The sequence below is a fragment of the Streptomyces phyllanthi genome (assembly GCF_009377205.1).
In the GTDB taxonomy this organism is placed as follows: domain Bacteria; phylum Actinomycetota; class Actinomycetes; order Streptomycetales; family Streptomycetaceae; genus Streptomyces; species Streptomyces phyllanthi.
Window position 1 is genome coordinate 1 of sequence record NZ_VJZE01000015.1, and the last position, 14,539, is coordinate 14,539.

Annotated in this window: 17 protein-coding genes; 6 read left to right on the plus strand and 11 right to left on the minus strand. The window is 71.0% G+C overall.

Annotated features, from left to right (window positions below; all coding sequences use genetic code 11):
- The 7 genes from FNH04_RS04405 to FNH04_RS04435 form a co-directional block, all read right to left on the minus strand.
- The coding region (locus FNH04_RS04405; RefSeq protein WP_152780492.1) for a phosphoadenosine phosphosulfate reductase domain-containing protein at positions 1-175 on the minus strand (175 nt) is incomplete at its 3' end.
- Positions 172-723 carry an adenylyl-sulfate kinase gene (cysC, locus tag FNH04_RS04410; RefSeq protein ID WP_152780494.1) on the minus strand — a complete coding sequence of 184 codons (552 nt, stop codon included), beginning with the start codon at positions 721-723 and terminating at the stop codon, positions 172-174. The genes cysC and FNH04_RS04405, both read right to left, overlap by 4 nt.
- Positions 720-1,949, minus strand: coding sequence for a glycosyltransferase family 4 protein (locus tag FNH04_RS04415; RefSeq protein ID WP_152780496.1), 1,230 nt, complete (start codon positions 1,947-1,949; stop codon positions 720-722). The genes cysC and FNH04_RS04415 overlap by 4 nt, the downstream gene beginning before the upstream one ends.
- Entirely contained in the window at positions 1,946-2,380 is a 435-nt protein-coding gene (locus FNH04_RS04420; protein ID WP_228031129.1) for a hypothetical protein, read from the minus strand. The genes FNH04_RS04415 and FNH04_RS04420 overlap by 4 nt, the downstream gene beginning before the upstream one ends.
- Positions 2,362-3,258, minus strand: a complete 897-nt coding sequence (locus FNH04_RS04425; RefSeq protein WP_152780499.1) for a sulfotransferase family protein — start codon at positions 3,256-3,258, stop codon at positions 2,362-2,364. Before FNH04_RS04425 ends, FNH04_RS04420 begins: the two co-directional genes overlap by 19 nt.
- A gap of 89 nt (positions 3,259-3,347) precedes the next feature.
- Entirely contained in the window at positions 3,348-4,187 is an 840-nt protein-coding gene (locus FNH04_RS04430; RefSeq protein WP_152780501.1) for a PaaX family transcriptional regulator, read from the minus strand.
- Positions 4,188-4,216: 29 nt separating this feature from the next.
- Entirely contained in the window at positions 4,217-5,923 is a 1,707-nt protein-coding gene (locus tag FNH04_RS04435) for an AMP-binding protein (RefSeq protein WP_194236554.1), read from the minus strand.
- 56 nt (positions 5,924-5,979) lie between these two features.
- Here FNH04_RS04435 and FNH04_RS04440 point away from each other — a divergent pair, with 56 nt between their 5' ends.
- The gene (locus FNH04_RS04440) at positions 5,980-7,155 is read left to right on the plus strand and encodes an acyl-CoA dehydrogenase family protein (protein WP_152780505.1); all 1,176 of its coding nucleotides are present in this window, start codon (positions 5,980-5,982) and stop codon (positions 7,153-7,155) included.
- A complete protein-coding gene (locus FNH04_RS04445) occupies positions 7,152-7,550 on the plus strand; it encodes a RidA family protein (protein ID WP_152780507.1) in 399 nt (132 codons plus the stop codon). Before FNH04_RS04440 ends, FNH04_RS04445 begins: the two co-directional genes overlap by 4 nt.
- Before the next feature lie 43 nt (positions 7,551-7,593).
- Here FNH04_RS04445 and FNH04_RS04450 read toward each other — a convergent pair whose 3' ends face one another.
- Entirely contained in the window at positions 7,594-7,791 is a 198-nt protein-coding gene (locus tag FNH04_RS04450; protein WP_152780509.1) for a DUF5999 family protein, read from the minus strand.
- Between the two features lie 281 nt (positions 7,792-8,072).
- Here FNH04_RS04450 and FNH04_RS04455 point away from each other — a divergent pair, with 281 nt between their 5' ends.
- The gene (locus FNH04_RS04455) at positions 8,073-8,519 is read left to right on the plus strand and encodes a DUF6299 family protein (RefSeq protein WP_152780511.1); all 447 of its coding nucleotides are present in this window, start codon (positions 8,073-8,075) and stop codon (positions 8,517-8,519) included.
- A gap of 59 nt (positions 8,520-8,578) precedes the next feature.
- On the opposite strand, the gene FNH04_RS04460 is transcribed toward FNH04_RS04455, so the two are convergent.
- Entirely contained in the window at positions 8,579-9,349 is a 771-nt protein-coding gene (locus tag FNH04_RS04460; protein WP_322722583.1) for a carbonic anhydrase, read from the minus strand.
- A gap of 328 nt (positions 9,350-9,677) precedes the next feature.
- Here FNH04_RS04460 and FNH04_RS04465 point away from each other — a divergent pair, with 328 nt between their 5' ends.
- Positions 9,678-11,231, plus strand: coding sequence for an MFS transporter (locus FNH04_RS04465; protein WP_152780515.1), 1,554 nt, complete (start codon positions 9,678-9,680; stop codon positions 11,229-11,231).
- Positions 11,232-11,699: 468 nt separating this feature from the next.
- Positions 11,700-13,040, plus strand: a complete 1,341-nt coding sequence (locus FNH04_RS04470) for an SGNH/GDSL hydrolase family protein (RefSeq protein ID WP_228031130.1) — start codon at positions 11,700-11,702, stop codon at positions 13,038-13,040.
- 32 nt (positions 13,041-13,072) lie between these two features.
- On the opposite strand, the gene FNH04_RS04475 is transcribed toward FNH04_RS04470, so the two are convergent.
- The gene (locus FNH04_RS04475; RefSeq protein WP_152780517.1) at positions 13,073-13,399 is read right to left on the minus strand and encodes an antibiotic biosynthesis monooxygenase family protein; all 327 of its coding nucleotides are present in this window, start codon (positions 13,397-13,399) and stop codon (positions 13,073-13,075) included.
- A 39-nt stretch (positions 13,400-13,438) separates the two neighbouring features.
- A complete protein-coding gene (gene cutA / locus FNH04_RS04480; protein WP_152780519.1) occupies positions 13,439-13,762 on the minus strand; it encodes a divalent-cation tolerance protein CutA in 324 nt (107 codons plus the stop codon).
- 182 nt (positions 13,763-13,944) lie between these two features.
- Here cutA and FNH04_RS04485 point away from each other — a divergent pair, with 182 nt between their 5' ends.
- Positions 13,945-14,457, plus strand: a complete 513-nt coding sequence (locus tag FNH04_RS04485; protein WP_152780521.1) for a hypothetical protein — start codon at positions 13,945-13,947, stop codon at positions 14,455-14,457.
- Positions 14,458-14,539: the final 82 nt, after the last annotated feature.

A 14,539-nucleotide genomic window follows, 5' to 3' on the forward strand; every position in this document is an offset into this window, starting at 1 on the left:
GGGCGAAGGCCTTCAGCGCCAGGTGGAGCATGACGATGGAGTCCTTGCCGCCGGAGAAGAGGATCACCGGCCGTTCGAACTCGCCCGCCACCTCGCGGAAGATGTGCACCGCCTCCGACTCCAGCGCGTCCAGATGCGAGAGAGCGAAGGTGAGTGCCCGGGTCCCGGCCGTCATACGAGCCCCCTCGCCGCCAGCATCGCGTGCACCAGGTCCGCCGACTCCTGGGGCGTCTGGTGCTGCGTCTGAAGGGCCAGCGCCGGATCGACCGGTGCCTCGTACGGGTCGTCGACACCGGTCAGGCCCTTCAACTGGCCCGCGGCCTGGCGGGCGTACAGGCCCTTCACGTCCCGCCGGCTGCACACCTCCACCGGGGTGGCGACGTGCACCTCGAAGTACGGCGTCCCGCTGACGTCGTGCCGCTTGCGGACCGCCTCGCGGCTGTCGGCGTACGGGGCGATGACCGGCACGACGGTGAGGACGCCGTTGCGGGCGAGCACCTCGGCGACCAGGCCTATGCGCTGCACGTTGGTGTTGCGGTCCGCGCGGGAGAAGCCGAGGCCGGCCGAGAGGAAGCGGCGGACCTCGTCACCGTCGAGGACCTCCACGCGGTGCCCCTCCGACCGCAGGCGCCCGGCGAGGATCCGGGCGATGGTGGTCTTGCCCGCGCTCGGCAGCCCGGTGAGCCAGACGGTGGCTCCCTGAGCCCTGGGGGTGGTGGTCATGCGCCCTGTCCTTTCGCGGCACCGGTCGGGTGCCGTTGTCCGTGAAGTTCGGTGAAGAGGGCCTCCCAGCGGGGGTGGACGGCGTCCGGGCCGTACGAGGCCGCGGTGAGCACCGCCGCCACACCCATCTCCTCGCGCAGTTTCTCGTCGGCCATCATCCTGCCCATCGCGTCGGCGAGCGCGTCCGGGTCCTCGGGCGGCACCAGCAGACCGTCGACCCCGTGTGTGAGGACGTCGGAGGGGCCGGTCGGACAGTCGAAGCTCACCACGGGCAGCGCGTGGCTCATCGCCTCGATCATCACCATCGGCAGCCCCTCGAAGCGTGAACTCAGCACGTAGAAAGAAGCCTTGGCCAGTTCGTCGTCCAGGCGGTCCGTATGACCCATCAAGAACACGTGATTGTAGAGGTGGTGCTCCTCGATCAGAGCGCGGAGTTCGGCCTTCTTCTCACCGCTGCCGTAGATCCTCAACTGCCAGTCGGGGAACGACTCCACGAGCTTCGCCCAGGCCGGGATCAGCATGTCGAAGCCCTTCTGCGGGAAGAGCCTGCCGGCCGCCACCGCGATCCTCGACCGGGGGTCGGCGGGCACCTGGTCGAGCGAGTGCACGGCGTTGGGGATACGCACGACCCGGGTGCCGGGCAGCAGTTCCTCGTACTCGTCGCGGTCCCGCTCGGTGAGCACCGCCACCGCGTCGAAGCGGGGGTAGATCTCGCGGATGCGTTTCTGCACGTCGCGCTTGTGCGTGCCGTGGTTCATGTGCTCCTGGGCGACACGGACCACGCCGCCCGTGGCGTGCTCGGCGGCCAGGAAGTTCAGCGCGGGGCGGGTGGTGACGAGGACGCCGTCGGTCAGCGCGCTCATATAGGCGATGAGCCGGTTCTCGACGTACCGGTTGAAGTAGCGGTAGCCGAACTCGCCCGCCGGGATGTACCGCGGGGGTTCTTCGAGGTGCCTGCCGCGGCGCCGGTCGCGCCAGCGGCCCATGAGGCCGGATGCCGGGATGTGCGCACCCTCGCGCATGTCGACGACCGTGGAGACCTTCACCCGCGGGTCGAGCGGGAACTGGATGTCGTCGCGGCGGCGCAGCGCGCTCACGATCTCGACCTCCCAGCCCGCCGCCACAAGCGAGTTGGCCTGATTCATCACCGTACGGATGGTGCCGCCGCGGCCGTAGGCGTGCAGCAGCAGATAGCGGACCCGGGGCAAGGGGCGGCGGCCCGTCATGCGGCACCGCCCGGGCGACACTCCAGGGACAGGTTGTCCTTGACCGTGTAGTAGGGGCGCACGCCGAGGTTCCCGGTGCGCTGCTCCGGATACACGAGGATCTTCTTCTTGCCGCGGATGTCGTCGAGGTGCCGTCCGGCGCGCAGTTGCGCCCTGCCGTCGGTCAGATGGATGTCCCACTCCTCGACGGCCGCGTAGTCGGGGGCGGCCAGGTCGTCGATGGGCAGTTCGCTCTCGAAGCGGTCGCCCTTGAGCCGGGCGTCGTAGCGCAGGCGCCGGTCGGCGTGGGCGCGGCGGGTGAGGACGAGCCGCCAGTCGCCCGCGGCGTCGTCACGGGGCAGCCCGTGGATACGTCCGACGAGTCTGATGCGTCCGTCGCGGGGCCAGATCTCTTCTATCTCGGCGTGCGGCTTCACTTGCTGTAACCCCACGCCTGGCACATCGGCCGGAGGAGCTCCGGGATCTCGTCCTCGGTGGGCAGCGCCCGCCCGGCCTGGACCGTGCCGGTCCTGATCTTGTCCCGCCAGTCACCGAGACCCTTGACGACCTGGGTGTCGTCCTTCTTGCCGTAGTCCAGCATGGCGGGCTCGAAGTCGATGTCGAGGAACGCGCACAGCGCTCGCATCTCCTTCTCGGGGTCGGCGGTGATGTCCTCGTAGCGCACGGTGTGACCGCCGGTGAGGCCCTTGCGGGCCCTCTCCACGGCCTTCATGTAGCGCAGCGCGTCGGCCGCGGCCTCCTCGTACGAGCGCTTGCCGGGGTCGCCCTCGTGCCAGGACTGGGCGATGGAGACGGGGTGCCGCAGCAGGAAGACGAAGCGCGCGTCGGGCCAGCAGTCCCGGATGCGCTCGTGGACGAAGGCGTTGCTGGGCGTCTTCTCGACGATGAAGTCCTTGCCCGACTTCACCAGCTCGCGGTGCATGACCCGGTCCCACAGCAGGTGCTCCAGATCACCGCGCTCCAGGTCGAGGGCGCTCATGGCCTTCTGCGACAGTTTGCTGCCGTAACCGACCTCGAGACGGCGTATGTGCAGCTCGTGCGGGGAGTGCAGCCGGGAGTGCGCGTTCAGCAGCATCCGCAGCAGGGTGGAGCCCGAGCGCACGGGAGACATGATGAAGACCGGCTGCCGCAGCAAGCGGTCCGTGGCGAGGTCGTCCGGGCCGGGACGCCGGTACACCGGCGTGGGCTTCTTCGCGGCAGGCTTGGGGGCCGTGGCCTTCGGCTGGGCGGGCGTGACCGGCGCGGCCCTACGCACCTGGAGGCCGGTGGTGGCGGTGAGCGCCCGGTTCAGATTGCGCATCAGACTCATGCGTCACGATGCTAGGTAAGAATTCTGAGAAGACGAGAGGAGAATTCTAAGGGTTCCCTGAGTCAACCGAATCGTAACCGGCGACAGGTTTACGCCGTGGCGCCCGGTGTCTGATCCATTCCGGCGAAGACCGCGCCCGCGTCCCGCAGCCGCTCGTGCAGGGCCCGGAAGACGGCCGCGGAGCGCACCCCCGGCCAGTCGGCGGGCAGCAGGGCGGCGGGCAGCCCGGGGTCCACGTACGGCAGGTGGCGCCAGGAGTCGAGGGCCAGCAGGTAGTCGCGGTAGGCCTCCTCCGCGGGGGTGTCCTCCCGGCGCTCCCAGTCACGCAGCACTGCCGCGTGGCGGTCCAGGAACGCCTCGTGCTCCTTGGCGATCGCGGCCAGGTCCCACCACCGCTCCACCGCCTCGGCCGTGGGGGCGAAGCCCAGGTGGCCGCCGCGGAACAGGTCCACGTACGGGTCGAGTCCCAGCCGCTCCAGGCTGTGCCTGGCCTCCCGGTACAGACGCGCCGGGGCGATCCACACCCCGGGGGCCGCGGTGCCGAAACCGAGCCCGGCCAGCCGGGAGCGCAGCACGTGCCGCTTCTGCCGCTCCGACTCCGGCACGGAGAACACGGCCAGCACCCAGCCGTCGTCCTCGCTCGGGGGCTCGGTCGCGTACACGCGCAGATCGCCGTCGTCGAGCAGCTGCCGCGCCTCCGGCGACAGCGCGTACCCGGCGGCCCCGGCCGCCGTACGGGCGGGCACGAGCAGCCCGCGCCGTTTCAGCCGGGACACCGACGACCGTACGGAGGGCGCGTCGACACCGACCGCGGCGAGGAGCCTGATCAGCTCCGAGACGGGCATCGGACCGGGCGCGAAGCGGCCGTACGCGCCGTAGAGGGTCACGATGAGGGAACGAGGGGCGTGCTGCTCGGACACATTGATCATTTTAGTTCTTCAACATCACTCCGGGGACATCAGCCCTGGTCGTCACCGGTACGCAGCCGGAACCGCTGCACCTTTCCCGTCGCGGTACGGGGCAGAGCGTCCAGGAAGACGATCTCGCGCGGGCACTTGTAGGGCGCCAGCTCGGACTTGAGGAACACCCGCAGCGCCTCCGCGTCCCGCCGCGCGCCCGTCCTCAGGACCGCGTACGCCACGACGATCTGCCCCCGCGCCTCGTCCGGCCGCCCCACGACCGCAGCCTCGACCACGTCGGGGTGGCGTAACAGGGCCTCCTCGACCTCCGGGCCGGCGATGTTGTACCCGGCCGAGATGATCATGTCGTCCGCGCGCGCGACATAACGGAAGTAGCCGTCGGGCTCGCGGACATAGGTGTCCCCGGTGAGGTTCCAGCCGTCCCGCACGTACCCGCGCTGCCGGGGATCGGCGAGATAGCGGCAGCCCACGGGCCCGCGCACCGCCAGCAGCCCGGGCTCGCCGTCCGGTACGGGGGAGCCGTTCCCGTCCTGCACGCGCGCGTGCCACCCCGGTACGGGAACCCCGGTCGTGCCGGGCCTGATGTCCTCGTCGGCCGCCGAGATGAAGATGTGCAGCAGCTCGGTGGCGCCGATGCCGTTGATGATCCGCAGCCCGGTGCGCTCGTACCAGGCCCGCCAGGTGGCCTCGGGCAGGTTCTCACCGGCCGAGACACAGCGCCTGAGGGACGAGACGTCGTGCCCGGCCGGTCCGTCGAGTTCACCCAGCATCGCCCGGTACGCGGTCGGCGCCGTGAACAGCACCGAGACCCGGTGCTCCGCGATCGCGGGCAGTAACTGCGGGGGACCCGCCTGTTCGAGCAGCAGCGCACTCGCGCCGGCCCGCATCGGGAAGACGACGAGCCCGCCCAGCCCGAAGGTGAACCCGAGCGGCGGACTCCCCGCGAAGACGTCATCGGGGTGCGGCTTCACCACATGCTTCGAGAACGTGTCCGCTATGGCCAGCACATCGCGGTGGAAGTGCATGCACCCCTTGGGGCGGCCGGTCGTACCGGAGGTGAACGCGATCAGCGCCACGTCGTCGGCGGCCGTGCCGACCGCCTCGTACGGCTCGTCGGGCGCCGGCAGCCGGAGCAGGTCGTCGGGCGCGTCACCGCCGTACGTCGTGATCCGCAGCCCGGGCACCCCGGCCTTCACCAGGTCGTCGACCGACCTCGCGTCGCACAGCGCGTGGGTCACCCGGGCGATTGCGCACATGGTCGCGAGCTCGTGCGGCCGCTGCTGCGCCAGCACGGTGACCGCGACCGCGCCCGCCTTGAGCACCGCCAGCCAGCAGGCCGCCAGCCACGGGGTGGTGGGGCCGCGCAGGAGGACCCGGTTGCCGGGGACGACGCCGAGGGTGCCGGTCAGGGTGTGCGCGAGGCGGTCGACGCGGGCGCGGAGCTCGCCGTACGTCCAGGTGGTGCCGGAGGGGGTGCGGAACACCGGGCGCCCGGGGTCGGCCCCGTCGAGCAGCGCGGCGGCGCAGTTGAGGCGGGCCGGGTAGCGCAGCTCGGGCAGGTCGAAGGTGAGGTCGGGCCACTGGTCCGGGGGTGGGAGGTGGTCGCGGGCGAAGGTGTCCGCGTGGGCCGGGACCGCCGGCCTCACGGTGTCCACGGTGTCACGTGGGTCCCTGGTCTCCATGGCCGTTCGCCCCCTTTGTCGTGGTGGGCTCGCCCCAGGAGCGTATCGCGTTGGTGACGACAGTCAACGGTCCGCGATACCGTCGAGCGAGGACCCGCCCAGAGGTGAGAGGACCGGGAATGACCGCATTCTCGCTCGACCCCGCACAGCTCATCCGGTGCGCCGAACTGCGCACCCTGGCGGCGGAGCGGCTGCGCCCCCTCGCCGAGAAGGGTGAACCGGGCCGCGTCAACCGCCCGCTCGTCGCCGAACTCGCCCGACTCGGGCTCCTCGGAAGACTGTTCACCTCCGGCGCGCTCGACCTGTGCCTGATGCGGGAGTCCCTCGCGTACGCCTGCACGGAGGCCGAGACCGCGCTCGCCCTCCAGGGCCTGGGCGCCCACCCGGTGCACGCGTACGGCACCGGGCCCCAGCGCGCCCGCTGGCTGCCCGCGGTGACCGGGGGCGACGCGGTGGCGGCCTTCGCCCTGAGCGAGCCGGGGGCGGGTTCCGACGCGGCGGCCCTCGCCCTGCGGGCGGATCCGGACGGCCCGGACGGCTGGCGGCTCACGGGGGAGAAGTGCTGGATCTCCAACGCCCCGGAGGCCGACTTCTACACCGTCTTCGCGCGGACCACGACCGGTGCGGGCGCCCGGGGTGTCACCGCCTTCCTCGTCCCCGCCGACCGCCCCGGCCTCGGCGGCACCCCCCTCGACATGCTCTCCCCGCACCCCATCGGCGCCCTCGCCTTCGACGCCGTACCGGTCACGGCCGACGACGTCCTCGGCGAGGTCGACCGCGGCTTCCGGGTCGCGATGGGCACCCTGAACCTCTTCCGGCCGAGTGTGGGTGCCTTCGCGGTCGGTATGGCCCAGGCGGCCCTGGACGCCACCCTCACGCATACGGCCGAACGGGACGCGTTCGGCGGCAAGTTGAGGGACCTCCAGACCGTGGCCCACCAGGTCGCCGAGATGGCCGTGCGGACGGAGGCGGCGCGCCTCATGGTGTACGCGGCGGCGTCGGCGTACGACGCGGGGGACCCGGACGTCCCCAAACGCGCCGCCATGGCCAAACTGCTCGCGACCGAGACCGCGCAGTACGTCGTCGACGCGGCCGTCCAGCTGCACGGCGCCCGCGCCCTGCGCCGCGGCCACCTCCTGGAACACCTCTACCGGGAGGTGCGGGCGCCCCGGGTCTACGAGGGGGCCAGCGAGGTCCAGCGGGACATCATCGCCAAGGAGTTGGCAAAGGAGCCTGCGAAGGAGCCGGCGGAGGAGTCGGCCAAGGAGTCGGCCAAGGAGTCGTACGCCTCATGAGCGCCGAGCGGATCAATCCCGCCGAGTTGTCCCCGCCCACGGGCTTCTCGCACGCCGTCGTCGCCACGGGGTCCCGGGTCGTCTTCCTCGCCGGCCAGACCGCGCTCGACACCGACGGCGAGATCGTCGGGGACACGCTCCCGGAACAGTTCGAGCGGGCGCTCGCCAATCTGCTGACGGCCCTCGACGCCGCCGGCGGCACCCCGGCCGACCTGGCCCGCGTCACCGTCTACACCACGGACGTGGCCGGCTACCGGGCACACGCTCCCGGACTGGGCCTGATCTGGAAGCGTTTGGCGGGCCGTCACTATCCCGCGATGGCGGTCGTCGGCGCCGTACGGCTGTGGGACGAACGGGCGCTGGTCGAACTCGACGGCTTCGCGGTGCTGCCGTAGGGCCTCACTGATCCGGGCGCCGGGGTGCGCACCCTCGGAGCGCTCAGGCGGCGACCGTGAACTCGGCGACCGGCGACCGCAGCGGAGCGACCACGCTGCCGTCGGGCAGGATCTCACCCAGGTCGTCGAAGACGATCGTCCCGTCGCACAGCAGGTTCCAGCCCTGTTCGGGGTGGAAGGCGACGACGTGAGCGGTGTCCGGGCGGCCGGCCGAGGGGCCCTGGGGCTGGTGCGAACACATGGCGCGCCTCCACATCGGAAGGATGAGGGGCGGGCGGCGGGTCACCGCCCCGCCCTGGTGCGGTACTACAGACCATGCGCGCGCCCGGGACTCATCGCCAAGCGGTGTCGAGGAAGCGTGACAGCACCCGGACGTCCTGTGACACGACACGGACATGGGGGAGACCGCCGCGCCGGAGTGCGATGAACGGACGAACCGACTCGCCGACGAAGGGGTGACAGTCATCAGCGCAGGTGTTCGGCGCCGGTACCTCTGGAGCTCCCGCTCAAGGAGGTGTACCGATGTGGTTCTCCCGAGCCGTCGGCGCGGCCGTGTGCGCCGCGATGATGCTCACCGCCCCTTCGGCCAGTGCCGCGGCCTGGTCGTACTCCTATGTCACGATCGACGCGCGCGGCCATGTGGCCGAGGACGGCACCCTGACCCTGTCCGGCACCTACCGCTGCGACAAGACCAGCGGACCCGTCTATCTGGCGTCCAACATCCGGCAGAGCCACAGCCGCGTCACCTACGCCGTCAACGGCGCCACCGTGGTCTGTGACGGCGACGAGCACGAATGGGTGCACACGAACAGGGCCCAGCCCGGCAGGCACCGGGCCGGCCCGGCCAGTGTGAAGGTCAACCTGATGGAACTGCGCACCGGCATCAACGGGTTGCCGACGCCGTACTGGCACGCGAAGCGCGAGCAGGACATCACGCTGGTCGAGGGCACCCCGCCGGTCCAGGACTGACACGGCACGGCGGCCACGGTCACCGGCACGCGCCGGAGTCCGTGGCCGCCGTGCAGCCGTCAGGCGACCCGGTGGACCAGCTGGCTGGTCAGCTCGTAGCGGGCGCCGACGATGAGCAGCTTGCCCTCGTCCACCTTGGCGGCGAGGTCGGGCTCGGCCGCGAGCCGGGAGCGTACGAGCGCGACATTGGCGTCGATGGTCGCGTCGACCCGGGCGTCACCCTCCTTGCTGCGGTCTATCGCCGGCTTGATCTGGTCGGCGATGTACTGGATGTGGGCGGGCAGTTCCTCGCCCGTCAGGTCCGCCTGGACCGCGGCCTTCACGGCCCCGCACGACTGGTGCCCGAGCACCATCACCAGGGGTATGTCCAGTTCGAGCACGCCGTAGGCGATGCTGCCGAGCACCGCCTCGTCGAGCACCTCGCCCGCGGAGCGCACGGTCATCAGATCGCCGAGGCCCTGGTCGAAGACCAGCTCCGGGGGGACACGCGAGTCGATGCAGCCGAGCACGAGGGCGAACGGGTGCTGACTCGACGTGAGCGCCGCCCGGACGGCGGGCGACTCGTCGGGGTGCCGCTCGCGGTAGGTGCGCCAGCGCTTGTTGCCCGCCGCCAGTTCCCGCAGTGCCTCCTGCGCGGTGGTCGGACGGGAACGGGTGGCGCCGGTGGGGGTGGCGCCGGCGGAGGAGGCTCCGACGGTGAGCCCGGCACCGATGAGGGCGGTGCCGGTCAGCGCGGCGCGGAGCATGGAGCGCCGCCGGGGAGTGGTCGCGGCGGCGGCGGAGGCGGTCGGCGCGTGGCCGACCGCTCTGGGAGCAGGTTCGGAATTCACGGGGAGGAACGTACGTCCGGAATCCGGCCAGACCGATTCCGTTGCTGAATCTTGGTACGCGTTGAACGAATCTTGAACATTCACATCCCGAACCGTGACCGCCCCTTTTCCGAGCCCATGACCAGGCATTTCACCGAAGGCGAGCAGGGCGGAGACAACGTCACGGAGCCGGTGGAGCCGGTGATTCCGCCACGGCCGGCCCCGGCGCTGATCGAGTGGTGACGGTCACCGGGCGGGCGTACGGTCGAACGGTGGACCCAGCAGTGGACGGGACCGTCCGCTGACTTCCCCTCCCGAGGGTTTCGTCCCCCGAGAGTGCGACATTGCCATGAGCAGTAGCCCGCACCCGACCTCCGCGCCGCAGACCACCGCCCGGGAACCCGGCGGTGGCGGAAGCGCGATGGCGCTGCTGGTGATCGCCTCGTGCCAGCTCATGGTGGTGCTGGACATCACGATCGTGAACATCGCGCTGCCGCACATCCAGCGCTCCCTGGACTTCTCGACCACCAGCCTCTCCTGGGTGGTCAACGCCTACACGCTCACCTTCGGCGGCCTGCTGCTGCTCGGCGGCCGGGCCGGCGACATCCTCGGCAGACGGCGCGTCTTCATCTTCGGGGTGCTGCTCTTCGCGTTCGCCTCGCTGCTCGGCGGGTTCGCGCAGAACTCCGGCCAACTCCTCGCCGCACGCGCCCTCCAGGGCGTCGGCGGGGCCATCGCGTCGCCGACTTCGCTCGCCCTGATCAGCACGACCTTCCGCGAAGGGCCGGAGCGCAACCGGGCGTTCGGGGTGTTCGCCGCGGTCTCGGCGGGCGGCGGCGCGATCGGTCTGCTCGCGGGCGGGATACTCGTCGAGTGGCTGAACTGGCGGTGGGTGCTGTTCGTCAACGTCCCGATCGCGCTGCTCATCGCCCTCGCCGCACCCCGCTGGATCAGGGAGTCCGAACGCCACCCCGGTCACTTCGACATCACGGGCGCGCTGACCTCCACCGCGGGCATGGTGCTGCTGGTGTACGGCTTCATCAGGGCCGCGCAGGACGGCTGGCGGGACGGGCTCACGCTGGCCTCGTTCGCCGCGGCCGCCGTCGTCCTCGGGGTGTTCGTTCTCGTCGAGCGGCACTCCAGACAGCCGATCACACCGCTGCACATGTTCGCCGACCGCAACCGCGCGGGCACGTACGGGATCATGCTGTGCCTCGCCGCCGCGATCTTCGGCATGTTCTTCTTCCTCACGCTCTTCGTGCAGAACGTGCTGGACTTCAGCCCGTTGCAGGCCGGGCTCGCCTTCCTGCCGGTCAGCGCGGTCATCGCGGTCGGCGCCGGTCTCGCCTCACGGTTCCTGCCCGTGTACGGGCCCAAACCCTTCATGGTGGTGGGCGCGATCCTGGCGGCCGCGGGTCTGGCCTGGCTGACCCTGACCGATGTCCACTCCACCTATGCGGGCAGCGTTCTCGGGCCGATGCTCGTCTTCAGCCTGGGCATGGGCATGGAGTTCGTCTCGCTGACCCTGATGGCGCTGTCCAACGTCGCCACCCAGGAGACCGGCGCGGCCTCCGGGCTCCTCAACGCCACCCAGCAGGTCGGCGGCTCGCTGGGCCTGTCGATCCTGGTCACGATGTTCGGCACGGCCAGCAACAACGAGGCGGAGAAGCAGGTTCCGCTGTTCCTGGAGCAGGCGACCCCGGCCGAGCGCCTGCGGTTCGAACGCACCGGGGAACTCCCACCGCCCTGGGCCGACGAGGTCCTCACCTCCGGGGTCTCGGCCGCCTTCATCATGGCGGCGATCTTCACCGTGCTCGCCGCGCTGATCGCCGTCCTGGTCATCCAGGTCCGCCCCTCCGACATCGAGCGCCTCAAGGGCGGGCAGGTCCCCGGCGCGATGTAAGCCCTGCGCCTCCGGCGTCTGCCGGGCTCTGAGCGTCTTCCGGGCCCTGAGTGTTTTCCGGGCCCTGAGTGTTTTCCGGGCCCTGAGCGTCCTCCGGTTCGGTCTCGGGGCGTCTGCGGGTTCTTGGGTGTCTTCCGATTGGGTCTCGGGGCGTCTGGCGGTTCCTGGGTGTCTTCTGCTTCGGCCCCCGGGCGCCCACCGGTCGCAGGGCGTTTTCCGGTCCGGCCTCCGGGTGTCTTCACCCAGCCGTTCTCCGGGTGTCCACAGGTCCCTGAGCGTTCACAGGCCCCCGGGCGTCCACCGGTCCCCGGGCGTCTTCCGGTCAGTCCGGCCTCCCGTCGCCTTCTGGCCGGTTTCCGCAGGATTCAACCCGAGGCCACCCGCGGAGGATTGACTCCGGTCACACGCCTCCCTACGGTCACCGACACCACGGCTCGCTCGTCACCACGCCGAGAGAGGGACCGCCCATTGACCGCGAGGAACACGACCACATGGCGACGACGGGCGGTGATGCTCCTCGTCGGGTTGTCACTGCTGACGGCCGCGCCCACGACACTCGCCCCACCGGAGGCGTCCGGCACCCCCGACCCGGCCGGGAGAGCCTCCCGGTCGTCGGTCTGGACCGGGACCTGGGCCACCACCCCCACCACCGTCCCCGCGACGGACACGACCACCTTCGAGGACCAGACGCTCCGTCAGATCGTCCACACGAGCATCGCGGGGGACAGTCTGCGCGTACGGCTCTCCAACGAGTTCGGCCGGCAGCCGCTGAAGATCGGTGAGGCGAGGGTCGCCCGCCGCGCCCCGGGGGCGAACGGCACGGCCATCGAGCCCGGCAGCGACCGCCCGCTGACCTTCGGCGGCCGTACCTCGGTGACGATCCCCGCCGGCGAGCCGGCCCGGAGCGATGCCGTCACCCTGCGCGTGCCCGCCCGTTCGGACCTCGTGGTCAGCCTCTACCTGCCGGAACGCACACCCGGATCGACCGTCAACGCCTTCGCGTTCCAGCGCAACCAGGTGGCGCGCGGCAATGCCACCGGCGACACGGACATCGAGCCGGTGTCGACCATGGAGCGCTGGTACTTCCTGACCGGCGTGAGCGTACGGGCACACCGCGCCGGCACGCACTCCTCGGCCGTCGTCGCGCTCGGCGACTCCAACACCGCGGGCAGCACCGTGGACGCCAACGACCGCTGGACCGACGTCCTCGCCGAACGCCTCCAGCGGCGAGCGGGAGGCCCGCGCCACGGGCCCGTCGGCGTGCTCAACAAGGGCGTCAGCGGCAACCGGCTGCTCCACGACCCCAACCCGCCCCCGGGCAACGGGGCCGAGGCCTACGCGGCGTACTTCGGCGAGAGCGGACTGCGGCGCTTCGACCGCGATGTCGCCGCTCAGCCGGGGGTCCGGTACCTCGTGGTGCTGCTCGGTGTGAACGACCTCGGGCACCCCGGAAACATCGCCCCGCTCTCCGAGAAGGTGACCGGACAGGACCTCGTCGCCGGTCACCGGCGCCTCGCCGAGCGTGCGCGCGCCCACGGTCTCAAGGTGTTCGGCGGCACGATCATGCCGTTCGCGAACGACACGTTCGGCTACCACAGCCCCGAGAACGAGGCCGCGCGCCGGACCTTCAACCACTGGGTCCGCACCAGCGGCACGTACGACGGGGTCGTCGACTTCGACGCCGCCGTACGCGACCCCGACCAGCCGGAGCGGCTGCTGCCCGCGTACGACAGCGGGGACCACCTGCACCCCAACGCCCTCGGCAGGGCGGCGATGGCGCGGGCGGTCCCGCTGCGGTACTTCGGCTGACGAACAGGCCGCTCGGGGCCGCGGGCCGCGCCTCAGTCCTGTCGGGGCGCGGCCTGCTGCACCACCTCGAAGGACCACAGCGTCGCGTCCGTCGCCGCGGGCTTCGGGCGCTCGCCCTCGGCGCCCGAGCCGCTGTGCGCGGCCTGCCCGCGGCCGGACAGCCAGTTCTGGAAGTCCTCCTCGCTCCGCCAGCGCGTGTAGACGAGGTAGGTGTCGGTGCCCTCCACCGGCCGCAGCAGCTCGAACCACTCGAAGCCGTCCGAGCCTTCCACGGCGCCCGCGCGGGCGGCGAACCGCTTCTCCAGCGTTTCGCGCTGCTCGGCGGGAACGGTGAGTACGTTGATTTTCACGATGCTCATGGGGTCGATTGTCCCTCGTCCCGCCGACGTCGCTGAGCGTCAGTTCTGCGTCTGGGCCGTCACCCAGCCCAGATACGCCGGGCTGCCCGAGACGATGGGAAGGGCGATGACCTCCGGGGTGTCGTAGTCGTGGAGTTCGCCGATACGCCGTGCGAGCTTCTCCACCAGATCGCCGCGCGTCTTGAAGTCGATACGCCACTCCTGCTCCTGCTCGACCCTGCCCTCCCACCGGTAGACGGACGCGATCGCATAGACCTGGGCACAGGCGGCCAGCCTCTCGTCGATCACCTCAGAGGCCAGAGAACGAGCCTTCTCCTCGGCGTCGGTCGTCGTGATCACCATGGCGTACTGAGGATTCGTCATGGTGGCGAGCGTAGAGGGCGGTGGTTCGCACGCCGTGACTCCGCCGGGGGACGGCCGTGGAGACCGCTGAAGAGCACGGCATCAAAGCCGCGTGAAGATTGCCGGTACCAGGCAGTGTTATGGTCGGCGCTCATATGTGAGCATGCGTGCACCAACAAGGTGATACGGGGGGGTGAACGCGCATGGCCTGGTTTCTGGGCCTCGGGATCGCGGGGGTCGTGCTTCTCGCTCTGTCCCTCGTCCTCGACGGTGTCCTCGAAGGACTCTTCCACGGCGTCGGCGCGTTGGACGGCCTCTTCGACGGATGGCTGTCGCTTCCGGTCATCGCCGGATTCGTCTCCATGCTCGGCTTCTCGGGCGCGATCGTCATGGGCACCACGGGGCTGGGCGCGGCGGGGGCCGTCGCGATCGGAGTGCCTGCAGGGGGTGCCACCGCCTGGTTCGCGTACCGACTCAGCCGCGCACTGCTCGACGACGCGTCCGGCGCCCCGCGCGACGACGACCTGATCGGCGCCTCGGGCTCCGTGGTCACGCCCATCCCGGCCGACGGCTACGGCGAGGTGCTGGTCCATCTGGCCGGGCAACCGGTGAAGCTCGCGGCGAAGAGCACGGTCCCCGTCGCGCGAGGAGCCGAGGTCTGGGTGGAGGAAGCGCTGTCGCAGACAGCCGTGTCCGTACGCCTGGTCGAACGCTGACCCTGCCGCCCTGCCGCCCCATCGCCCACCCATGCACCGTTCCGGCGGTGTCGTTGCCCACGCTCCACACCTCTGTCCAACT